The organism is Streptomyces sp. GS7 (assembly GCF_009834125.1).
In the GTDB taxonomy this organism is placed as follows: Bacteria; Actinomycetota; Actinomycetes; order Streptomycetales; family Streptomycetaceae; genus Streptomyces.
This window is the reverse complement of the sequence record NZ_CP047146.1, coordinates 6,874,085-6,896,523: the sequence shown is the minus strand read 5'-3', so window position 1 is coordinate 6,896,523 and position 22,439 is coordinate 6,874,085. Positions and strand designations below refer to the sequence as shown.

The following is a 22,439-nucleotide window of genomic DNA, read 5'->3' as shown; positions in this document are numbered from 1 at the left end:
CGTGCTCTTCCGTGTCGACCCCGGTTCGTCCGTCCCCCTCGGCGACCAGATCGCGGGCTCGGTCCGCGGGGCGATCGCCGACGGCACGGTGGCGGCCGGCGAGCGCCTGCCCGCCGCCCGGGAACTCGCCGGGTCGCTCGGCGTCAACGTCCACACGGTGCTGCGCGGTTACCAGCGCCTCAAGGAGGAGGGCCTGATCGAACTCCGCCGCGGGCGCGGCGCGGTGGTCACCGGCGCCGCCTCCCCGGCCCGCGCCCGCCTGGGCGAGACCGCCGAGCGCCTGATCGCCGAGGCGCGCGGGCTGGGCCTCTCCGACGAGGAGATCGTGCGGGTGGTGCGGACGGGGCTGGCGGGGCGGTGAGCGCCGCGGCGGGGGCGGCGGAGCCGGTGCCGCCCCCGTCCTGCGCTCAGCCCGCCGCCGCGCTCCGCAGGCCGCGCACCTGCGGGGCGAGCAGCGCCGCCGCGGTGGCCAGGACGACCAGGGCGGCGCAGCCGGCCAGCGCGTGGCCCGCGCCGATCCGCGCCGCCAGCGGGCCGGCGACCAGGAGCCCCAGCGGGGCGAACGCCAGCGAGCCGAACCAGTCGTAGGAGCTGACCCGGGAGAGCGCCTCCTTGGGGACCTCCTGCTGGATGGTGGTGGCCCAGAGCACGCCGAAGACATCGGCGGCGACACCGGCGCAGAACATCGCCGGCGCCACCGCCGCCACCGGCGCCCGTACGGCGAGCAGCGCCAGCGGCAGCGCGAGCGGGAAGGTGGCCAGTACGGCGACGAGCACCGGGCGGCGCACCCGCAGCCGCGCGGTCAGCCCCGCGCCCGCGATGGTGCCCAGCGCCTGCGCGGCGACGATCACCGACCAGGCGCGCGCACCGCCCAGATCGCGCTCGGCCACGAGCGGCCCCAGCACCCCGGCGTTGGCGTTGAGCGCGGCGACCACGACCGAGTACTGCGCGACGACCACCCACAGCCACTGGCGGCCCGCGAACTCCCGCCAGCCGTCGCGGAGATCGGCCCACCCGGACGAGGCGGCTGACCGCGGCACCGCGGTCAGCCGCAGGCCGCGGATGAGCAGCGCACTGGCGAGGAAGGACGCGGCGTTCAACGCCAGCGCCCAGCCGGCGCCGACCAGGGCGACGGTCACACCGGACAGCGCCAGCCCCAGCAGCATCGAGCTGTTGGTGGCGACCCGGAGCAGCCCGTTGGCCCGTTGCAGCCCCGCGGCCGGAACGAGGAGCGGCAGCACGCCGTCCATGGCCGGGGCGAAGAGGGCGGTGGCGGTGCCCGCCAGGACGGCCAGTGCGCACACCCCGACCAGTGGCGCGTGCCCGGTCAGCACCATCGCGGCCAGGCCCGCGTACGCGGCGGCGCCCACGGCATCCGAGACGACCATCAACCGGGAGCGCGAGAACCGGTCCGCGATCACCCCGCCGACGAGGACGAACGCCAGCTGCGGCACCGCCTGGCAGGCCAGCACCAGCGACAGCCGGCCCGGGCCCGCGCCCGGCAGCGCGAGCACCGCGAAGGCCAGCGCGACCCGGGCGAAGCCGTTGCCGAGGACGGAGACGGTGCGGGCGGCGGCGAGCAGCGCGAACCGGCGGTCGCGTCGCAACGGCGGTGCGGGGACGGCGGGTTCGGGCGGGGGCTGCGCGGGCAGGGGGGATGGGGACGCGGGTTCCGGGGTGGCCGTCACGGCGGTCAGCGTAGGGGGCGGGCCCTCGGCCCGGCGATCGAGCGGACGCCGGACGCGCACGGGGGCGGCTGAGCCGTAGGGGACCGGCCCCGGTCGTGTCGTCCCGACGGCCGTCGCCCCCCGGCTCTCACTCGTCCGGCATCGTCAGGTCCCGACGGCTCTCGACGGCTCTCGAAGCAGGGACGAGGTCCCCGGCCCTCACTCGTCCAGGATCGTCAGGTCCAGCCGTTCGAGCCGGGCCAGGTCGGCCAGGATGTTGATCTCCACGATCTTGCCGTGCGCGATGGTGAAGCCCATGACGGAGAACGGCCGCCCGCCGCGCGCGGTGACCAGCCCCGGCGCCCCGTTGACCAGTGCCGGGCGCGCGAACGGGACGAACCGGGAGTAGAGCAGGGCCTGTTCGACCACCGAGGCGGCACCGCGGACCAGCCGCGAGGCGCCCGGGGCGCCGGGTCCGCTGTCCGCCCGCAGCACGACATCGGGGTCGAGGACCGCCAGCAGCGCGTCGAAGTCGCCGCCGCGCGAGGCGGCGAGGAAGGCGCCGACCACCTCGCGCTGCCGGGCCCGGTCGGTGTCGGGGGCCGGGGCGGTGCCCTGCACCCGGCGGCGGGCCCGGCTGGCGAGCTGGCGGGCGGCGGCGGGGGAGCGGTCGACGATCGGGGCGATCTCGTCGAAGGGGACGGCGAACATGTCGTGCAGGACGAAGGCGAGCCGCTCGGCCGGTGCCAGGGTCTCCAGGACGACGAGCAGCGCGAGCCCCACCGAGTCGGCCAGCAGCACCTCCTGTTCGGGGTCGGGGCCGTCCTCGCGGCTCACGATCGGCTCCGGGACGTGGATGCCGAGGGGGTCCTCGCGCCGTGCCCGGCGGCTGCGGAGCTGGTCCAGGCAGACCCGTCCGACGATGGTGGTCATCCAGCCGCCCAGGTTCTCCACGCCGTGCACGCCGGCCCGGCTCAGCCGCAGCCACGCTTCCTGGACCGCGTCGTCCGCCTCGCTCAGCGAGCCCAGCATCCGGTAGGCGACCGCCCGCAGATGGCCGCGGTGCTCCTCGAACCGCTCGGCCAGCCACTCGCGGTCGTCCCGGCCGGGGGTGCCCGTCCCGTCGTTCTCGTCCATCGCTCGCTTCCGCCCTCTTCCTCCGTTGTCGTCCGTCACCGCAATGACGGACGCCAGGGTGCAGGTGTGACACGAGACGTCGGGCGGGGCCGCCCGCCGCGCCGGTCCCGACCCGCCACGCCTCCTTGTCCGGCCACCGGCTCACCGGACGGCCGGCATCTCCGCGGGCGCCGCCCGCGCGGTACGCGGCGCGGGCGCCCTCGGTCAAGATCGTGCCCCCTCGTGTACCGGGCCACGAGACCGGGGTGGGCGGTCAGGGGGCCGCGGAAGCGCCGCCGGCGCGGCGCCGTGGTCGTGGCCGTGGTCACGGCCGTGGCCCTCGCGGTCACCTCGGCTCGGTGGTGTACGTCATGGAGGTGACGGGCCGCGGCGAGGAAAGGTGACCGATGCGCGAGCAGGACCGGACGGACGGGCGGGGCGAGCTGGCGGTGGGGGACGGGCAGGACCGGCTGGCGGAGCGTTTCGAGGCGGAGCGCGGCCGGCTGCATGCGGTCGCCTACCGGATGCTCGGTTCGTCCGGCGAGGCGGACGACGCCGTCCAGGAAGCCTGGCTGCGGCTCAGCCGGGCCGGTGCCGGCGGGGTCGGGAACCTGGCCGCCTGGCTGACCACCGTGGTCTCCCGGATCTGCCTCGACATGCTGCGCGCCCGTACGGCCCGGCGAGAGGAGCTGTTCGGCGAGGAGCTGCCCGACCGGCTCGCCGGCCCCGGCCCCGGGAGCGGCGGGCCGGCGGCGGGCGACCCCGAACAGGAGGCGCTGCTGGCCGACTCGGTGGGCCGGGCGCTGCTCGTGGTGCTGGACACGCTCGCCCCCGCCGAGCGGATCGCGTTCGTGCTGCACGACATGTTCGCCGTGCCGTTCGACCGGATCGCGCCCATCGTGGAGCGCACCCCGGTCACCGCGAAGAAGCTGGCCAGCCGCGCCCGCCACAAGGTGCGTGGCACCCCGGCGCTGCCCGCCGCCGAACTCACCCGCCACCGGCGGGTCGTGGACGCCTTCCTGGCGGCCTGCCGCGACGGCGACATCGCCGGGCTGCTGGCGGTGCTGGACCCCGATGCGGTGCGCCGGGCGGACCGCGCCGCGCTGCCCGCCGGCGTACCCGCCGAGGTCCGCGGTGCGGCGGCCGTGGTGGAGCAGACCGTGGTCCTCGGCAAGCGGGCGCGGTTCGCGGCACCGGCTCTGGTGAACGGCGCGGTGGGAGCCGTCGTGGCCCCGGGCGGCCGGCTGCGGATCGTCCTCACCTTCACCATCGGGACCATCGACGGCGGCACCCGGATCACCGGCTACGAGGTGATCGCCGACCCGGCGCGGCTGCGCGGGCTCGACCTGGCCGTCCTCGACGCGTAGGGCGGGTCCCCCGGCGCCGGGACGGCGAGAACGAGCCCGTGCGCCCCGGTCAGCCCTCGGCGATCTGGCGGACCTCGGCGGTGACCGTCAGATCCGCGTCGTGGACCCGGAGGAACCGCTCGGTCCACTCCAGCGCCTCGGCCTTGTCCTCGGCCTGGAGGAGGGCGTAGCCGCCGATGACCTCCTTGGCCTCGGCGAACGGGCCGTCGGTGTACGACAGTGCGCCGCCGGACCAGGTGACCCGGGTCCCCTGGGCGCTCGGGGTGAGTCCCGCGGTGTCCAGCATGACCCCGGCCTTGGTGATCTCTTCCAGCAGTTCGCCCATCCGCCGTGCCATCTCGGGGCTGGGGCCCCCGGCGGGGATCTGCTGCTCGTCGATGCGGATCAGTGTCAGAAAGCGCGGCATGGTCACTCCTCGGTCGGGTGGGCGGGGTCCGTTCCCCGCCTCTCACCTGTGCGTCGAACGGGCGGCGGCCGGATCGACAGCTCCCGCGGCTTTCGGGAAAAAAATTCTCCGGGACCTGCCGGGAGCCGGCCAGCGGCACCCGTACGGTCAACGGGCGAGCGCACCGTCCCGTCGCGCGCGGGCGATCAGCACCTGCTGCTGGGCCAGCAGCACGACGCCGAAGTACAGCAGGACGGTGACCGTGCCGAGCCCGGCCGCGACCGTGGTGTCGATCAGGAAGTGCTGCCCCAGGCCGGCGATCCACAGTGCCGCGGTGGCCAGGTTGCCCTGCCGCATCACCGTGCCGCCCTTCAGGGACAGCCGCACGGTGAACGCGCGGACCGTGGCGAGCAGCACGCCGACGGCGAGGCTCGCGGCGAGCATCCAGGCGTCGTGCCCGGACAGCGGACTGGATGTGGTGTACGCGGCGGTCTCGACGGCGCCGATGACGACCAGGACCAGGCCGATCGGCGACTTCTCGCGCAGCGGGCGCTCGGTGAGCTGCCGGGACAGCAGCCATACCAGCACGGCGGCGGTGATGGCGAGGTTGGCGGTGGTGGTGTTGTGGTCCATGACCCCTGGGCCTTCTCTGCGAAACGGGTGTGCGCGGGCTGCGCCGCGTGCCTTCCACGGTGCCGCCGGGCGCGGGCGGAGGGATCGGCCGCCGGGGTGGAGAAAGGGGTGGAGATCACGTCGGCCCGGTACGGGACCCGCGGTGCGTGCCGCCATGATGGGCGGGTGCGGAACGAGGGGATACGACGGCTGCGGCCCGGCCGGTTCCGGGACGGCCTGGACGCGTCCCGGCTGCGCCGGATCGCCCTGAACGGGCTCGCCATCGCCGTCGCGGTCGTCCTGCCGAGGGACACCCCCCAACTGCCGGGCGTCACCGTGCTGTTCCACGTACTGATCGCGCTGTGGGCGGTGACGACGGTGGTCCGGCACCTGCTGGCGCCGCCCTGGCCGGGCGCGGTGTGGAGCGTGCTGCTGGTCGGCGGCGCGGTCTGCGCCGGAACGAGCCCGCAGCCCTCCGGCCCGGCGTTCGTGGCGTCGGCGGGCCTGTTCCTGCTGACCTCGGCCGTCGAGAACGGCGTCCGGTGGATCGCCGCCGCCACCGCGGCGGGGATCGCCGCCTTCGCGCTGGCGCACGCCGCCGCCGGCGGGAGCCCGGACGCGGCCGTTCCGTCGCTGATCTCGGCCGTCACGGGCGGCGGCTTCGGCCTCCTGGCCCGGCTGAACGGCCTCGACCGCCGTACCGAGCGCAGCGCGGCCGAGCGGCGCGCGGAGAAGGCGGTGCTGGAGGAGCGCGCCAGGATCGCCCGGGACATCCATGACGTACTGGCCCATTCGCTCGGCGGCCTGGTGCTCCAGCTGGACGCGCTGGAGGCGGTCTCGGCGGCGCGCGGCGCGGACGAGGAGGTGCTCGTCCGGGTGCGCGGGGCGCGGGAGATGGCGGCGGACGGCCTGGTGGCGGCGAAGCGCGCGGTCGACGCGCTGCGCCGGCTGCCCGCCGGCATCGACGCCGCGCTCGGCGAGATCGTCGCCGGGGCCCGCGCGCTCGGCATGACCGTGGACGTCGAGCTGCGCGGCGAGGCGGCCCGGGTCCCCGCACCGGTCGCCGAGGTGGCCGCCTCGGTCACCGTCGAGGCGCTGACCAACGCCCGCAAGCACGCGCCGGGCGCGCCGGTCGCCGTGACGCTGGAGACCGGCCGGGACGCGGTGCTGCTCCGGGTCGCCAACCGGCTCGCGGCGCCGGGCGGCCCGGTGGTGCCGCTGCCCTCGGGCGGGCACGGCGTGGCCGGCATGCGGGAGCGGGCACAGATCGTCGGGGGCACACTCGACGCGGGTGGGAAGGACGGGGTGTGGACGGTGGAATGCCGGGTTCCGTATGAGTGACGGCGGCACGTATGGCGACCGCGGGGGCCGAAGTGGCCGGCCGGTCACGGTGGTTGTCGCCGACGACCAGGCCGCGGTGCGCGACGGCCTGGTGACGATCCTCGACCACGAGCCGGAGATCGAGGTGGTGGGGACCGCCGCGGACGGCGCCGAGGCCGTCGAGCTGACCCGGCGCCTGGCCCCGGACGTGGTGCTGATGGACCTCCGGATGCCCGGTGTCGACGGCGTCGCGGCGACCCGCGCCATCACCGCGCCCGGCCCGGGGCCCGCGGTGCTGGTGCTGACGACCTACGCCGACGACGAGTCGGTGGTCCGGGCGCTCCAGGCCGGTGCGGCCGGCTATCTGACCAAGAGCGCGGGGCGTGCCCAGATCGTCTCCGCGATCACCGCCACCGCCGACGGGCACCGCACCTTCGCCCCGGAGGTCGCCTCGGTGATGGTGCGCGGCCTGACCCGCCGGACGGCGCTGGAGCGGATCGCGGCGGCGCATGCGCTGACCGTCCAGGAGACCCGGGTTCTCCAGCTGCTCACCGAACGGCGGAGCAATCGGGCCATCGCGGAGGAGCTGTTCGTCTCGGTCGCCACCGTCAAGACGCACATCAACAACCTCTTCGGCAAGCTCCAGGTCGGCAACCGGGCGCAGGCGGCGGAGCTGGTCGAGCGGGTGCGCGGCGAGCGGGCGTGAGATGCCGCCGGTGGGGACGGCCGTGCGGGGCCGCCGCCCGCAGGAGCGGGCCGGATCACGCGGGCAGGGCATGACCCCGCCGCGGCGATGTACTAGTGTTATCTCGACATCGAGATATCTGGCGAGAGGCGTACCGCTGCCGCGCTAGTTAGGCATACCTAACTAAGGCGTACCTTAGCGGATCGGCTGGGACCTGTGACGGCAGGATGCAGGTGGTACGCGCGAAATCATGCATGAAGGAGACTGTCGTGTCGGCGAACAGCTTCGACGCCCGCAGCACCCTGAAGGTGGGCGACGAGTCTTACGAGATCTTCCGGTTGGACAAGGTCGAGGGCGCAGCCCGCCTGCCGTACAGCCTGAAGGTGCTGCTGGAGAACCTGCTCCGTACCGAGGACGGCGCGAACATCACCGCCGACCACATCCGTGCGCTCGGCGACTGGGACTCCCAGGCGCAGCCGAGCCAGGAGATCCAGTTCACGCCGGCCCGCGTGATCATGCAGGACTTCACCGGCGTGCCCTGCGTCGTGGACCTCGCGACCATGCGTGAGGCCGTCAAGGAGCTGGGCGGCGACCCGGCGAAGATCAACCCGCTGGCGCCGGCCGAGCTGGTCATCGACCACTCCGTCATCGCCGACAAGTTCGGCACCCACGACGCGTTCGCGCAGAACGTCGAGCTGGAGTACGGCCGCAACAAGGAGCGCTACCAGTTCCTGCGCTGGGGCCAGACCGCGTTCGACGAGTTCAAGGTCGTCCCCCCGGGCACCGGCATCGTCCACCAGGTCAACATCGAGCACCTGGCCCGTACGGTCATGGTCCGCAACGGCCAGGCGTACCCCGACACCCTCGTCGGCACCGACTCGCACACCACCATGGTCAACGGCCTCGGTGTGCTGGGCTGGGGCGTCGGCGGCATCGAGGCCGAGGCCGCGATGCTCGGCCAGCCGGTCTCCATGCTCATCCCGCGCGTCGTCGGCTTCAAGCTGACCGGTGAGCTGAAGCCGGGCACCACCGCCACCGACCTGGTGCTGACCATCACCGAGATGCTGCGCAAGCATGGCGTCGTCGGCAAGTTCGTGGAGTTCTACGGCGAGGGCGTCGCCGCCACCTCGCTCGCCAACCGCGCCACCATCGGCAACATGTCGCCGGAGTTCGGCTCCACCGCCGCGATCTTCCCGATCGACGGCGAGACCCTGAACTACCTGCGCCTGACCGGCCGCAGCGACCAGCAGGTCGCGCTGGTCGAGGCGTACGCCAAGGAGCAGGGCCTCTGGCTCGACCCGGCCGCCGAGCCGGACTTCTCCGAGAAGCTGGAGCTGGACCTCTCGACGGTCGTCCCGTCGATCGCCGGCCCGAAGCGCCCGCAGGACCGCATCGTCCTCGCCGAGGCCGCGCAGCAGTTCGCCCAGGACGTCCGCAACTACGTCGACACCGCCGACGAGGCGGGCAAGGAGTCCTTCCCGGCCTCCGACTCCCCGGCCGCCGCCAACGGCGTCCCGACCAACCCGGTCACCGTCACCGCCCCCGACGGCTCGACGTACCAGATCGACCACGGTGCGGTGACGGTCGCGGCCATCACCTCCTGCACCAACACCTCCAACCCCTACGTCATGGTCGCCGCCGCGCTGGTCGCGAAGAAGGCCGTGGAGAAGGGCCTGACCCGCAAGCCGTGGGTCAAGACCACCCTGGCGCCCGGCTCCAAGGTCGTCACCGACTACTTCGACAAGGCGGGCCTGACCCCGTACCTGGACAAGGTCGGCTTCAACCTCGTCGGCTACGGCTGCACCACCTGCATCGGCAACTCCGGCCCGCTGCCGGAGGAGGTCTCCAAGGCCGTCAACGACCACGACCTGGCCGTGACCTCGGTGCTCTCCGGCAACCGCAACTTCGAGGGCCGGATCAACCCCGACGTCAAGATGAACTACCTGGCGTCCCCGCCGCTGGTCGTCGCGTACGCCCTCGCCGGCTCCATGAAGGTGGACATCACCCGCGAGGCGCTGGGCACCGACACCGAGGGCAACCCGGTCTACCTCAAGGACATCTGGCCCTCCGAGGCCGAGGTCAACGACGTCGTGGCCAACGCCATCGGCGAGGACATGTTCAACAAGTCCTACAGCGACGTCTTCGCGGGCGACGCCCAGTGGCAGGCGCTGCCGATCCCGACCGGCAACACCTTCGAGTGGGACGCCGAGTCCACCTACGTCCGCAAGCCCCCGTACTTCGAGGGCATGGCCATGGAGCCGGCGCCGGTCCAGGACATCGCCGGCGCGCGGGTCCTCGCCAAGCTGGGCGACTCGGTCACCACCGACCACATCTCCCCGGCCGGTGCGATCAAGGCCGACACCCCGGCCGGCCAGTACCTCACCGAGCACGGTGTGGAGCGCCGCGACTTCAACTCCTACGGCTCGCGCCGCGGCAACCACGAGGTCATGATCCGCGGTACGTTCGCCAACATCCGCCTGCGCAACCAGATCGCGCCGGGCACCGAGGGCGGCTTCACCCGCGACTTCACGAAGGACGGCGCTCCGGTCTCCTTCATCTACGACGCGTCGCAGAACTACCAGGCCGCCGGCATCCCGCTGGTCGTCCTGGCCGGCAAGGAGTACGGCTCCGGCTCGTCCCGCGACTGGGCCGCCAAGGGCACCGCGCTGCTCGGCGTCAAGGCCGTCATCGCCGAGTCCTACGAGCGCATCCACCGCTCGAACCTCATCGGCATGGGCGTCCTGCCGCTCCAGTTCCCGGAGGGCGCGTCCGCCCAGTCGCTGGGCCTGACCGGCGAGGAGACCTTCGCCTTCTCCGGTGTGACCGAGCTGAACGACGGCAGCACGCCGCGCACGGTCAAGGTCACCACCGACAGCGGTGTGGAGTTCGACGCGGTGGTCCGCATCGACACCCCCGGTGAGGCGGACTACTACCGCAACGGCGGCATCATGCAGTACGTGCTGCGGAGCCTGATCCGCAAGTAAGCGGCGCCCGAGGGCGCTTGAGCACAAGGGCCGCACTCCCCGGAAGGGGGGTGCGGCCCTCTGCCTGCCTCGGCTCAGGACTCCTCATGGGCCGTTCAGCCGCCGGCTACCCCTGCGGCGGCGCGAGAAGCTCCACTTCCGCCAGTACCGCCTTGTGCGAGGAGACCAGGCGGTAGTGCCGGTACGCACCCGGCGAAGCGATCGAGAAGGCGCGGGTCTGGCGGTCCCAGGCGAAGGATTCACCGGTTCGCCGATCCAGTTCCGTCCACGACGTCCCGTCCTGTGACCCTTCCAGCACCCAGTCGCCGGGCGCCCGCGCACGGTCCGCCGAGGTGAGCGTGTACTGCACGGCCCGCACCGGCCGCGCCACCGGCAGCTCCACCGACGTGAACTCCTGCGACGTGGCCGAGGAGTTGTCGAAGAGCGGGCCGGACGGGATCGTCACGTCCACCGGCGGCGCCGGCACCCGGTCGTCTTGGGTGATCGAGGTGGGCGCGGCGTCCGGACCGGTGGCCCATCGGGAGGGGCGGGGGCCCATGGCGAAGTCCAGGGTGCCGCCGCGGGCCAGCAGCGCATGCGGCAGGGCGGTGGAGTTCCACGGCTTCCCGTTGACCCGCAGGCCCTGGACATAGACGTTGCGGGCGCTGTTGCCGGGGGCGTTGACGGTGAGGTCGCGGCCGTTCTCCAGGTGGATGGTGGCCTTGGTGAAGAGCGGGGAGCCCACCGCGTACTCGCCCTGCCCCATCACCAGCGGATAGAAGCCGAGCGAACTGAAGACGTACCACGCGGACATCTCGCCGTTGTCCTCGTCGCCCGGATATCCCTGGCCGATCTCGCTGCCGAGATAGAGCCGGCCGAGCACTTCGCGGACCTTCTGCTGGGTCTTGTAGGGCTGCCCGGCCGCGTCGTAGAGGTAGGCGATGTGGTGGGCGGGCTGGTTGCTGTGCCCGTACATGCCCATCCGGACGTCGCGGGCCTCGGTCATCTCGTGGATGACCTCGCCGTACGAGCCGGCGAACTGCCTGGCCGCGGTCTCCGGGGTGGCGAAGTACGCGTCCAGCTTCCTCGCCAGACCGGCCCGGCCGCCGTAGAGGTTGGCCAGCCCCCGGGTGTCCTGCGGTGCGGTGAAGGCGTAGGTCCAGGCGTTGGTCTCGGTGTAGTCGTAGCCCCAGACGCGGGGGTCGAACTTCTCCGGTGGCAGCCGCCAGTCGCCCCGCGCGTCCCTGCCCTGGAAGAAGCCGATCCGGCGGTCGAAGAGGTTGACGTAGTTGCGGGCCCGGCCCAGGAAGTACGCGGACTCCTCCCGGTAGCGGGGGTTGTGGGTCTTCGCGTAGAGCGCCTGTCCCATCCGGGCGATGCCGAAGTCGTTGAGATAGCCCTCCAGCGCCCAGGACGCGCCCTCGCGGGTGTCGGTGCTCGTGTAGCCGAGGAACGGCGCGGTGGTCATGCCCTTGCGGCCGACGCCGGAGGACGGCGGGGCGACGGTGGCGTTCTTGACGGCGGCGTCGTAGGCCGCGGCGGCGTCGAACCTCACGCCCTTGACATAGGCGTCGGCGAAGGCGACATCGGAACTGGTCCCGGTCATCAGGTCCGCATAGCCCGGTGACGACCAGCGCGAGATCCAGCCGCCGTCCTTGTACTGCTGGACGAAGCCGTCGGCCATCTTCCCGGCCAGGCCCGGGGTGAGCAGGGAGTAGGCGGGCCAGGTGGTGCGGTAGGTGTCCCAGAAGCCGTTGTTGACGTACACCGCGCCGTCGACGATCTTCGAGCCGGTGCGGGTGGGGGTGTCCGGGCCGGCCGGCGGGGAGAACGGACTGGCGTAGCGGACCCGCGAACCGACCTGCTCCGAACCGGAGTTGGGGTAGAGGTAGAGCCGGTAGAGGCTGGAGTAGAGGGTGGTCAGCTGGTCGCGGGTGGCGCCCTGCACCTCGATGCGGCCCAGGAGGGCGTCCCACCGCGCCTGCGCGCGGTCCCGGACGGCGGCGAACGTGGCGCCGTCGGGGATCTCCCGGGCGAGGTTGGCCTTCGCCTGGTCGACGCCGATCAGCGAGGTGGCGATCCGCATCGTCACGGTGCGGTCCGCGCCGGGCGCGAAGCGGAGGTAGCCGGTGACGTCCTTGCCGCCGCCCCCTCCGACGGGGCCGCCGCCGGTCACCGGCTTGTCGAAGACGCCGTAGACGAACAGCCGGCCGGCGCCGATCGACAGCCCGCTCTTGACGTCCGAGTAGCCGCTGACGACACCGTGCGCGAGGTCCAGGTGCAGGCCGCCCTTGTCGTTGACGTTGTCGAAGATCAGGCCGGCGTGGTCGCCGGGGAAGGTGAAGCGCATCATCGCGGCGTGGTCGGCCGGGGCGATCTCCGTCTTCAGGCCGTTGTCGAAGGTCACGCCGTAGTAGTGCGGGCGGGCCGTCTCGTTGGCGTGGTGGAAGGGCAGCGCGCGGCCGGTGCGCGAGGCGTCCGGGGTGCCGGCGGCGACGGTCGGCATCACCTGGAAGGTCTGCCGGTCGCCCATCCAGGGGCTCGGCTCGTGGCTGGCGCTGAACGCCTGGAGGGTGGGCAGGTTGTCGGCGTTGTTCCTCCGCGCGTAGTCGTAGAGCCAGTCGGCGGAGCCCGCGTTGGTCACCGGGGTCCAGAAGTTGAAGCCGTTGGGGACGGCGGTGGCGGGGAAGGTGTTGCCGCGCGAGAAGCTGCCGCTGGAGAGCGTGCCGCGGGTGGTGACGGCGTAGTCGGAGAGGTGCGCGAGCGGCTTCTCCGGGGCCTTGGGGCCGATCGCGATGTCGTCGACCCAGCCGCGGAAGGCCGGCGCGGTGCGCGGTGCGGCGGGCGCGTCGTAGGCGAGCAGGATCCGCGCGATGGTCTTGCCGGCGGCGACCGCGCCGATCCGCGACTCCCGGTTGTTCCACTGGTTGACGTAGAGCGTCTTGGCCGCGGCCTGGCCCTGCGGGGTCAGCGGAGCCCCGTACTGGTCGACCGGGTGCAGCTGGCTCAGATACGTGCCGTCGGTGAAGGCCAGGTCGACGGCGACATGGGTCGCGGGGTAGTCCAGATCGGTGGTGGACATCTCCGGGAAGATCTTGTACGAGAGCGAAGTCGCCGCGGTGACCGGGGTGTTGACCCGGAAGATCTTGTTGTACGAGTACCCGCGGCCGGCGGCGGTGTGGGTGCCGGCGTACCGCAGCGCGTGGCCGCCGGTGAAGCCGGCGTGCGCCTTGGCGGTGGGGGAGTCGGCCGGGCCGGTGTCGGTCCGGGTGCTCATACCGGGCGCTCCGGGGGCGGCCTCCGGACTGACGCCGGAGGTCTTCGGCCTGCCGTCGGGGCCGGTCTCGACGGTGTCGGTCCAGTCCGGCTGCGGCTGGCCCGGTTCGAAGGAGGAGCTGAACTGCGCCGGCCCCTGGGGCGGTTGCGGCGGCGCGGCCTGGGCCGCGCCGGTCGCGCCCGGCGCGGTGACCAGGAGCAGAGCCGCCGCCGCGAGGGCGACGGGGCGGGCGATCCCCCGCGGTGGACTGTGCCGGTGTCTGTGCCGCACGCGAGCCCTCTCAACGAGATTGACATCGTTGTCAGTTGCGTATTGCAGAGATAAGTAAGGTGCGTGGGCACTTTGGTGTCAAGGGTGCCGGGGTGATCCGCGGGTGCCCGTGTCGCGGAGAACGAGGGGCCGGGTGTGTGCATACCGGTGAGGTCTCAACTAGGGAAAGAAGCCCGGCCGATCCGGTATCCGATCTTGCCCCTTCGGCCGGAAGTGGACTATACCTGTCGGCGTCCGAGCGGCCGTGCGACCAGAGGCCGTGGATGCCGGGGAAAACCGGGGGAAAGTGCGGGCCGGAGGAATTCCCCGCATATCCCCGGTGAGCCCGGTGCACATCCCGTACCACTCAGCTTCATCTGACCTGCGGTGCCGGGGTGGCTCCGGTACACCGCCTGAGTCCTGAAGAAGGCGAGGACTTGAGCATGGGATCCACCTCTGAAGTCAACCGTCGCGATCTGGTCAAGCGGGCCGCGGCCCTGGGAATTCTCGCCGTACCGGCCATGGGCGCACTGTCGTCGTGTGCCACCGGCGGCGGTGGCGGCTCGGACGACGGTACCAAGAACAAGGGCGCCACCTCGGCAAGGAATCCCCTCGGCGTGAAGAACGGGGCGCCGCTGGAGGCGTTCATCTTCAAGGGCGGGCTGGGCGACCAGTACGCGAAGGACGCCGAGGCCGATTTCAACAAGACGTACGGCACCACCGTCAAGCACACCGGCACCCAGCAGGTCGGCCCCAAGCTCCAGCCGCGCTTCGCCGGTGGCAATCCGCCGGATCTGATCGACAACTCCGGGGCCGACCACCTCGATATGAACAAGCTCTCCGCCCAGGGGCAGTTGCAGGATCTCACGCCGCTGCTCGACGCCCCGTCGATGGACGACCCCAAGAAGAAGGTCCGGGACACGCTCTACCCCAGCACCATCGAAAAGGGCAAGCACAAGGACACCTTCGACGTCTTCTACTACGCCTTCACGGTCTACGGCACGTGGTACTCCGGCAAACTGCTGAAGGACAAGGGCTGGGCCTATCCCGCGTCGTTCGACGACATGATCACGCTCTGCGCCGAGATCAAGAAGGCGGGGATCGCGCCCTGGACGTATCCGGGGAAGTACCCGTACTACGTCCACTTCAACATCTTCGCGCAGATCGCCAAGATCGGCGGACTCGACAAGTGGATCGCCATCGACAACCTGGAGCCGAACGCCTGGACCTCGAACGACGCGGTCAAGCAGGTCATCGGGCACTACGAGGAACTGGCCGCCAAGGGCTACTTCCTGGAAGGCAGCCAGGGCCTGACGCACATTCAGGCGCAGACCGCCTGGACCCGCGGGAAGGCGGCCTTCATCCCGAACGGCTCCTGGGTGGAGAACGAGGCCGCGCCGACCACCCCCGCCGACTTCGGCATGGCCGTCGGCCCGCTCTTCGACGGCGGCAGCGGCGACAAGATGCCGCACGGGACCCTGCGCGCCGAGCCCAGCGAACCGTTCATCGTGGCCAAGGGCGGCAAGAACCCCGTCGGCGGCATGGAACTGCTGAGAATCATGCTGTCCAAGAAGCACGCGCAGAATTTCGCGACCAAGGTCAAGTCGCTGACCTCCGTCCAGGGCGCGACCGACGGAATGCAGCTGTCCCCGGGCCTTTCCTCCGCGGCGCGGGCCGTCAAGGAGGGCGGAAAGAACCTGCTGATGATCCAGCTTCAGGAGTGGTACCCGAAGCTGACGGACGAAAAGCTGGGCGGGCTCACCAGCCAGCTGCTGACCGGCGACATGAAGGCCGCCGACTGGATCAGGAAAGCCCAGCAGTACGCGGACGAGACCGCCAAGGACAGCTCCGTCACCAAGTTTCACCGCGGCTCCTGACCGGGGATCGACCACGTACCACCGCTGACGAGGGAGGGCCGGGGAGCGCCATGCGACACGGCAAGTACCGATTCATCGTGGGGTTCCTGGCCCTGCCTCTGCTGCTCTACGGGGTGTTTGTGATCTCCCCGTTCGTCCAGGCGTTCCAGATCTCGACGACGGAGTGGAGCGGACTGCGCGGTACCGCGAAGAGCGTCGGGCTGGACAACTACGCCAAGCTGCTGCACAGCGGCGAATTCTGGAACGCGCTCCGGCACAACGTCGTCATGCTGGTGCTGGTGCCGATCGCGACACTGACGCTGGGGCTGTTCTTCGCCTTCATGCTGAACGTCGGCGGAAGGGCCCGCCGCGGGGCGGTCATCACCGGCGTCCGCGGCGCGTCGTTCTACAAATTCGTCTACTTCTTCCCGCAGGTCATCTCGATCACCATCATCTCGGTGATCTGGTTCAACATCTACAATCCGGATCCGCACGACGGCATGCTCAACTCGCTGCTGGGCGCGGTCGGTCTGCACTCCCTCCAGAGTTCCTGGCTGGGCGCCGGCAGCATCGCGCTGGCCTGCATCATGGTGGTGATGGTCTGGGCGAACGTCGGCTTCTACGTCGTGCTGTTCTCCGCCGCCATGGCCTCCATTCCCCGGGAGATCTACGAAGCCTCGCTGCTGGACGGTGCCAACCGCTTCCACACCTTCTTCCGGATCACCCTGCCGCTGCTGTGGGACACCGTGCAGACCGGCTGGGTCTATATGGGCATCATCGCGATGGACGCCTTCGCGCTGGTGCAGATCATGTCGGTCAACATGGGCGGCCCGGCCGGCGCGACGGACGTCGTACCGCTCCGGCTGTACCAAACCGCCTTCCGTGACAGTCAGTTCGGCTATGCGGCGGCGATGGGTGTGGCCATGCTCGTCGTGACGCTGTTGTTCGCCGTCCTCACGATGCGCTTCGCGCGCCGTGAGCGGATCGAGTTCTAGGGGCGGGGCGCATGACGACGGAAACCAACGCGGCGGAGGAGCGTCCGGTGATCGGCGGGCCGCGGTCGGACGACCGGAAAGGCGCCCGGTCCGGGCGCCGGAGTTCCGAGGGCGGCACGCTCAACGTCTTCTCGCACGGCATCCTGTTCGTCTGGGCGCTGATGGTGGGCATGCCGCTGCTGTGGGTGCTCTGGAGTTCCTTCAAGAGCAGCGGTGACATCCTCACCACCCCCTGGTCGCTCCCGGGAAAGCTGCACTTCGAGAACTGGGTCAACGCCTGGGACAAGGCGAACATCGGCAAGATGTTCCTCAACACCCTGATCGTGGTGGGCGGTTCGGTCACCGGCACGATGGTGCTCGGATCCATGGCGGGCTATGTCCTGGCACGCTTTCAGTTCCCCGGCAACCGGGTCATCTACTACCTCTTCGTCGCCGGTATGTCCTTCCCGGTCTTCATGCTGGTCATCCCGCTGTTCTTCGTGATGCGGGACTTTCCCGGAATCCCGTTGCTGGCGACGTACCAGGGCCTGATCGCCGTCTACATCGCCTACTCGCTGCCGTTCACCGTCTTCTTCATGACGTCGTTCTTCCGCACCCTGCCGACCTCCGTGGCGGAGGCGGCGATGATCGACGGGGCCTCGCACGCCCGGACGTTCTTCCAGGTCATGCTCCCGATGGCCAAGCCCGGCCTGATCAGCATCGGGATCTTCAACTTCCTCGGGCAGTGGAACCAGTACCTGCTGCCGATGGTCCTCAACCAGGACGAGGACAAGTACGTGCTGACCCAGGGCCTCGCCAATATCGCGCTCCAGCAGGGCTACGAGGGCGACTGGGGCGGTCTGATGGCCGGCATGATGATCGCGATGCTGCCGGTGCTCCTCGTCTACTTCGTCTTCCAGCGCCAGGTGCAGGCCGGACTGACGGCGGGGGCGCTCAAGTAGGGATCCGGCACGGAGGGGGCGCTCACGTCCCACGGCGAATGTTTCGCGCCACACCGGGCGGCTCCGCGGCGGCGGGCCGCCCTTGCGGTGCGGGCGCCGCCGCGCTCCTGCACCGCCGATCACTCAGGGCTCAACGCCTTGACGAGACTTCCCCGTCGGCGTTCTGCTTAGAGTTCACATGTTGAAATCGGAAGCCGCCCCCCGATGGTGTGGGTGCGGCCGGCGGGCAGTCGTCGCACTGCCCGACCCAGGCGGGAGTGGATGAGTCGATGGAGACTCCGGGGTCGCAGTCCTCGCTGCACCGGGCCAATCTGGAGCGGGTCGTGCGCGCGGTACGCATGGCCGGCTCGCTCACGCAGGCGGAGATCGCCCGGACCACGGGGCTGTCGGCGGCCACCGTCTCGAACATCGTGCGCGAGCTGAAGGACGGCGGGACCGTCGAGGTGACGCCCACCTCCGCGGGCGGCCGGCGGGCCCGCAGCGTCTCGCTCTCCGGGGACGCGGGCATCGTCGTCGGCGTCGACTTCGGCCACTCCCACCTGCGGGTCGCGGTCGGCAACCTGGCGCACGAGGTGCTGGCCGAGGAGGCCGAGCCGATCGACGTGGACGCCTCGGCGGCGGAGGGCTTCGACCGGGCCGAGCGCCTGGTCAGCCGGCTGATCGCCAAGACCGGTATCGACGCCGGCAAGGTCATCGGGGTCGGCCTCGGCGTGCCGGGCCCCATCGACGTGGAATCCGGCACGCTGGGATCGACGGCGATCCTGCCGGGCTGGTCCGGCACGAACCCCGGCGAGGAGCTGTCCGGGCGCCTCGGCGTGCCCGTGTACGTCGACAACGACGCCAACCTGGGCGCGCTGGGCGAGCTGGTGTGGGGCGGCGGTCGCGGCGCCGCGGACCTGGCGTACATCAAGGTGGCCAGCGGTGTCGGCGCCGGGCTGGTGATCAGCGGGCAGATCTACCGCGGGCCGGGCGGCACGGCCGGCGAGATCGGGCACATCACCCTGGACGAGTCCGGGCCGGTCTGCCGCTGCGGCAACCGCGGCTGCCTGGAGACCTTCACCGCCGCCCGCTACGTCCTCCCGCTGCTCCAGCCGAGCCACGGCCCCGATCTGACCATGGCGCGGGTGGTGCAGCTGGCGCGCGAGGGCGACCCGGGCTGCCGCCGGGTGATCGCGGACGTAGGCCGTCATATCGGTAGTGGTGTGGCTAACCTGTGCAATCTGCTCAATCCCAGCCGAGTGGTGCTCGGCGGTGACCTCGCGGACGCCGGCGAGCTGGTGCTCGCGCCGATCCGGGAGTCGGTGTCGCGATACGCGATCCCCAGCGCGGCACGCCAGTTGGGCATCGTGCCGGGCACGCTCGGCGGCCGGGCCGAAGTCCTGGGGGCGCTGGCCCTCGTGCTGAGCGAGATGGGCGATTCGAGTCTGCTCGACGGGACGCACGGTGCGGACGCACCCGCTATAGCGTGAGCGGCTTACGTTCACACCCCAAACGCATGGCACCGTTGTCATCTCGTTAAGGATTTACTCCTTGACGGTCGGGCGGCGGCCGAGTTGACTTCCAGCCACCTCGGCCGCAACGACGCGGCCATGTCAGGGAGGCAACCCCCATGAACGTTTGGACGCGTCGCGTCGTCATAGGTACCGCCGCCGTCTCGATGGCCCTCTCCGTGGCCGCCTGCGGCAAGGCCGGCGACGGCGGCAAGGCCGGTGGCGGCGACACCAAGACCATCGGCCTGTTGCTGCCGGAGAACAAGACCACGCGGTACGAGACCTTCGACCGCCCGCTGATCGAGGCGAAGATCAAGGCGCTGTGCGCCGACTGCACGGTCAAGTACAACAACGCCGACCAGGACACCCAGAACCAGAAGAAGCAGTTCGACGCCCTGATCACCCAGGGCGTGAAGGTGATCATCCTGGACTCGGTCGACTACAAGGCCACCAAGTCCTGGGTGAACGAGGCCGCGAAGAAGGGCGTCAAGGTCGTCGCGTACGACCGGCTGGCCGAGGGCAACATCTCCGCCTACGTCTCCTACGACAACGAGAAGATCGGCCGCCTCCAGGGCCAGGCACTGGTCAAGGCGCTCGGCGACAAGGCCAAGGACAGCAATGTCGTCATGATCAACGGCTCGCCGACCGACCCCAACGCGCCGTTCTTCAAGAAGGGCGCCCACAGCGTCCTCGACACGCAGGTCAAGAAGGTCGTCTACGAGCAGGACATCCCCGACTGGTCGCCGGACGAGGCCAACAAGAAGATGAGCGCGGCCATCGACTCGCTCGGCAAGGACGGCTTCCAGGGCGTCTACTCGGCCAACGACGGCATGGCCGGCGGCATCATCACCGCCCTCAAGCAGCAGGGCGTCCAGGTCCCGGTCGGCGGCCAGGACGCCGAGCTCGCGGGTCTCCAGCGGATCCTCAAGGGCGACCAGGCGTTCACGATCTACAAGCAGATCAAGCCGCAGGCCGACTCCACCGCCGAGATCGCCGTCGCGCTGCTCAAGGGCGACAAGATCGACTCCCTGACGCCCACCAAGGTCGACAGCCTCAGCGGCGAGGTCAAGGGCATCCCGGCGAAGCTCTACGACGCGCAGATCGTGACCAAGGACAACATCGAGGACACGATCATCAAGGACAAGGTCTACCAGGCGAGCCAGATCTGCACCGGCGACGTCAAGGCGGCCTGCGAGGCGGCGGGCATCAAGTAACGCGCCACGCCCCCGGCCCCCGGCCCGCCACGGGCCGGGGGCCCGTACCCCCGCTCTTCGCACCACCACTCCCGCCGCAGCGACGGCGGTGAAGGAGATGATTCACGTGTCCGCTACGCCTGTGCTGGCGTTGCGCGGAGTCTCCAAGCGGTTCGGCGCCGTCCAAGCGCTCACGGACGTCACCCTGGAGATCCGCCCCGGTGAGGTGGTCGCCCTCGTAGGCGACAACGGCGCCGGCAAGTCCACCCTCGTCAAGACCATCTCGGGGGTCCACCCGGTCGACGACGGCGTCATCGAGTGGGAGGGCAAGGCGGTCCGTATCGGCAAGCCGCACGACGCCCAGGAACTCGGCGTCGCGACCGTCTACCAGGACCTCGCGCTCTGCGACAACCTCGACGTCGTCGCCAACCTCTACCTCGGCAGCGAGATCCGCTCCGCCGGCGTGCTCGACGAGATCGCCATGGAGAAGCGCGCCAAGGAGCTCCTGGACACCCTGTCCATCCGCATCCCCAGCGTCCGCATCCCCGTCGCCGCGCTCTCCGGTGGCCAGCGGCAGGTCGTCGCCATCGCCCGTGCGCTGATCGGCGAGCCGAAGGTCGTCATCCTCGACGAGCCGACCGCCGCCCTGGGCGTCGAGCAGACCGCGCAGGTCCTCGACCTCGTCGAGCGGCTGCGCGAACGCGACCTCGGCGTCATCCTCATCAGCCACAACATGGCCGACGTGCAGGCCGTCGCGGACCGCGTCGCGGTGCTGCGGCTGGGTCGCAACAACGGTGTCTTCGACGTCGCGGACACCTCCCACGAAGAGATCATCGCCGCCATCACCGGCGCCTCGGACAACGCCGTCACCCGCCGCAAGGCGCGTACGGACCAGGTGAAGAAGGAGGCCGGGGCATGAGCGAGCAGACCACTGAAGCGGCGCCCGAGACCCCGCAGCCGGCCGCCGTCGACCCCCGGCTGCTGGTCCGGGAGAAGGGCTTCGCCGGCTACCTCGAAGAGTTCGCGCGCCGGGTGCGCGGCGGTGAGCTGGGCTCGCTGCCGGTCATCATCGGCCTGCTCGTCATCGCGGTCGTCTTCCAGATCAAGAACAGCAGCTTCCTGTCCGCGGACAGCCTCGCCAACATCGGTGTCTACACCTCCGGCATGGGCATCATGGCCGTCGGCATCGTGTTCGTGCTGCTGCTCGGCGAGATCGACCTGTCGGTCGGCTCGGTGGCCGGCGTCGGCGCGGCCGTCTGGGCCGTGCTGAGCGTCACACACGGCCTCAACGACTGGCTCGCGGTCGTGCTGGCCATCGTCGCGGGCGCCGCCATCGGCGCCCTGCACGGGTTCTTTTTCGCCAAGGTCGGGGTGCCCGCCTTCGTCGTCACCCTGGCCGGGTTCCTGGGCTGGAGCGGCCTGCAGATCTGGATGATGGGCAAGGAAGGCTCCATCAACACGCCCAGCGGCAGCCTGGTGGAGAACCTCACCGGCTACTACTTCGAGAACAAGGCCGCCGCCTACGGCCTCGCCGCGATCGCGGTCCTCGCGTACGCCGGCTCGCTCCTCCTGGAGAGCAAGCGCCGCCGGGCCGCCGCCCTGCCGTCCCGGCCGCTGGGCGAGATCCTGCTGCGCACCGGCGTCGTCGCGGTGATCGCCTTCGTCGTCGCGTACGAACTCAACGAGCCGAGCGGCGCCCGCGGGCTGCCGCTGGCCCTGGTGCTCTTCCTGGCCGTCCTGGTCGTCGCCGACTTCGTGGTGCGCCGCACCTCCTACGGCCGGCAGATCTTCGCGGTCGGCGGCAACGCGGAGGCGGCCCGCCGGGCCGGTATCAACGTCAACCGGATCCGGATCACCGTCTTCGCCATCTCCGGCATGCTGGCCGCCTTCGGCGGTCTGTTCATCGCCAGCCTCTCCGGCGGCGCCACCAAGAACCTGGGCGCGGGCAACACGCTGATGAACGTCATCGCCGCGGCGGTCATCGGCGGCACCAGCCTCTTCGGCGGGCGCGGCAAGATCTGGTCCGCGCTGCTGGGCATGCTGGTCATCCAGTCGATCCAGCAGGGGCTGAACCTGCTCGGCATGGCCAGCGAGATCCAGTACATGATCACCGGCGCGGTGCTGCTGGCCGCCGTCGTGATCGACTCGGTGTCGCGGCGGACGCAGAAGACCGCCGGCCGGACCTGATCCACAGCGGCCGTATATCGGCAGAAACCGGCCTCTATCGGGCGTGTCCCGGTCGGGGCCGGTTTCCGTGCGGTGACCCACGCCACGGCGGCCGAAAAGCGCCGTTTCAGGCCGCTGTCACCCAAGTGACATACAT

17 protein-coding genes are annotated in these 22,439 nt (G+C 71.0%); 12 read left to right on the top strand and 5 right to left on the bottom strand.

The features are described from left to right. The first annotated feature begins 1 nt into the window (after position 1). Positions 2 to 361, top strand: a complete 360-nt coding sequence (locus tag GR130_RS29955) for a GntR family transcriptional regulator (protein ID WP_159507602.1) — start codon at positions 2 to 4, stop codon at positions 359 to 361. 46 nt (positions 362 to 407) lie between these two features. Here the strand turns inward: GR130_RS29955 and GR130_RS29950 are convergent, their stop codons facing one another. Beyond that, positions 408 to 1,688 (bottom strand): MFS transporter, encoded by a 1,281-nt coding sequence (locus tag GR130_RS29950; RefSeq protein ID WP_236573656.1) that lies wholly within the window; start codon positions 1,686 to 1,688, stop codon positions 408 to 410. A 198-nt stretch (positions 1,689 to 1,886) separates the two neighbouring features. After that, on the bottom strand, positions 1,887 to 2,804 hold the full coding sequence (gene sigJ / locus GR130_RS29945) for an RNA polymerase sigma factor SigJ (protein ID WP_159507601.1): 918 nt from the start codon (positions 2,802 to 2,804) through the stop codon (positions 1,887 to 1,889). 386 nt (positions 2,805 to 3,190) lie between these two features. Between sigJ and GR130_RS29940 the strand changes: the two genes are divergently transcribed. Then, entirely contained in the window at positions 3,191 to 4,150 is a 960-nt protein-coding gene (locus tag GR130_RS29940; RefSeq protein ID WP_159507600.1) for a sigma-70 family RNA polymerase sigma factor, read from the top strand. A 49-nt stretch (positions 4,151 to 4,199) separates the two neighbouring features. On the opposite strand, the gene GR130_RS29935 is transcribed toward GR130_RS29940, so the two are convergent. Both GR130_RS29935 and GR130_RS29930 read right to left on the bottom strand, forming a co-directional pair. After that, positions 4,200 to 4,556, bottom strand: a complete 357-nt coding sequence (locus GR130_RS29935) for a YciI family protein (protein WP_159507599.1) — start codon at positions 4,554 to 4,556, stop codon at positions 4,200 to 4,202. 147 nt (positions 4,557 to 4,703) lie between these two features. Beyond that, positions 4,704 to 5,168 carry a DUF1453 family protein gene (locus tag GR130_RS29930; RefSeq protein WP_159507598.1) on the bottom strand — a complete coding sequence of 155 codons (465 nt, stop codon included), beginning with the start codon at positions 5,166 to 5,168 and terminating at the stop codon, positions 4,704 to 4,706. Positions 5,169 to 5,333: 165 nt separating this feature from the next. Here GR130_RS29930 and GR130_RS29925 point away from each other — a divergent pair, with 165 nt between their 5' ends. The 3 genes from GR130_RS29925 to acnA all read left to right on the top strand — a co-directional run bounded on the left by GR130_RS29925 (position 5,334) and on the right by acnA (position 10,136). Then, positions 5,334 to 6,488, top strand: coding sequence for a sensor histidine kinase (locus tag GR130_RS29925; RefSeq protein WP_159507597.1), 1,155 nt, complete (start codon positions 5,334 to 5,336; stop codon positions 6,486 to 6,488). Then, the gene (locus GR130_RS29920) at positions 6,481 to 7,173 is read left to right on the top strand and encodes a response regulator transcription factor (RefSeq protein WP_159507596.1); all 693 of its coding nucleotides are present in this window, start codon (positions 6,481 to 6,483) and stop codon (positions 7,171 to 7,173) included. The genes GR130_RS29925 and GR130_RS29920 overlap by 8 nt, the downstream gene beginning before the upstream one ends. A 248-nt stretch (positions 7,174 to 7,421) precedes the next feature. Next, positions 7,422 to 10,136 (top strand): aconitate hydratase AcnA, encoded by a 2,715-nt coding sequence (gene acnA, locus GR130_RS29915; RefSeq protein WP_159507595.1) that lies wholly within the window; start codon positions 7,422 to 7,424, stop codon positions 10,134 to 10,136. A gap of 106 nt (positions 10,137 to 10,242) precedes the next feature. Here the strand turns inward: acnA and GR130_RS29910 are convergent, their stop codons facing one another. After that, a complete protein-coding gene (locus GR130_RS29910) occupies positions 10,243 to 13,662 on the bottom strand; it encodes a GH92 family glycosyl hydrolase (RefSeq protein ID WP_159507594.1) in 3,420 nt (1,139 codons plus the stop codon). 422 nt (positions 13,663 to 14,084) lie between these two features. On the opposite strand from GR130_RS29910, the gene ngcE reads away from it, so the two are divergent. The 7 genes from ngcE (at position 14,085) to GR130_RS29875 (ending at position 22,303) form a co-directional block, all read left to right on the top strand. After that, positions 14,085 to 15,518 (top strand): N-acetylglucosamine/diacetylchitobiose ABC transporter substrate-binding protein, encoded by a 1,434-nt coding sequence (gene ngcE / locus GR130_RS29905; protein WP_159507593.1) that lies wholly within the window; start codon positions 14,085 to 14,087, stop codon positions 15,516 to 15,518. Positions 15,519 to 15,568: 50 nt separating this feature from the next. After that, positions 15,569 to 16,492: a carbohydrate ABC transporter permease gene (locus GR130_RS29900; RefSeq protein ID WP_159507592.1), complete on the top strand. Its 924-nt coding sequence runs from the start codon at positions 15,569 to 15,571 to the stop codon at positions 16,490 to 16,492. Between the two features lie 11 nt (positions 16,493 to 16,503). After that, positions 16,504 to 17,433: a carbohydrate ABC transporter permease gene (locus GR130_RS29895; RefSeq protein ID WP_159507591.1), complete on the top strand. Its 930-nt coding sequence runs from the start codon at positions 16,504 to 16,506 to the stop codon at positions 17,431 to 17,433. Between the two features lie 269 nt (positions 17,434 to 17,702). Continuing rightward, complete coding sequence (locus GR130_RS29890) at positions 17,703 to 18,902, top strand: ROK family transcriptional regulator (protein WP_159507590.1); 1,200 nt, start codon at positions 17,703 to 17,705, stop codon at positions 18,900 to 18,902. Positions 18,903 to 19,042: 140 nt separating this feature from the next. Next, positions 19,043 to 20,137: a substrate-binding domain-containing protein gene (locus GR130_RS29885; protein ID WP_236573647.1), complete on the top strand. Its 1,095-nt coding sequence runs from the start codon at positions 19,043 to 19,045 to the stop codon at positions 20,135 to 20,137. 97 nt (positions 20,138 to 20,234) lie between these two features. After that, the gene (locus GR130_RS29880) at positions 20,235 to 21,035 is read left to right on the top strand and encodes an ATP-binding cassette domain-containing protein (RefSeq protein ID WP_159507589.1); all 801 of its coding nucleotides are present in this window, start codon (positions 20,235 to 20,237) and stop codon (positions 21,033 to 21,035) included. Continuing rightward, positions 21,032 to 22,303, top strand: a complete 1,272-nt coding sequence (locus GR130_RS29875) for a sugar ABC transporter permease (protein ID WP_159507588.1) — start codon at positions 21,032 to 21,034, stop codon at positions 22,301 to 22,303. Before GR130_RS29880 ends, GR130_RS29875 begins: the two co-directional genes overlap by 4 nt. The last annotated feature ends 136 nt before the right edge of the window (positions 22,304 to 22,439 follow it).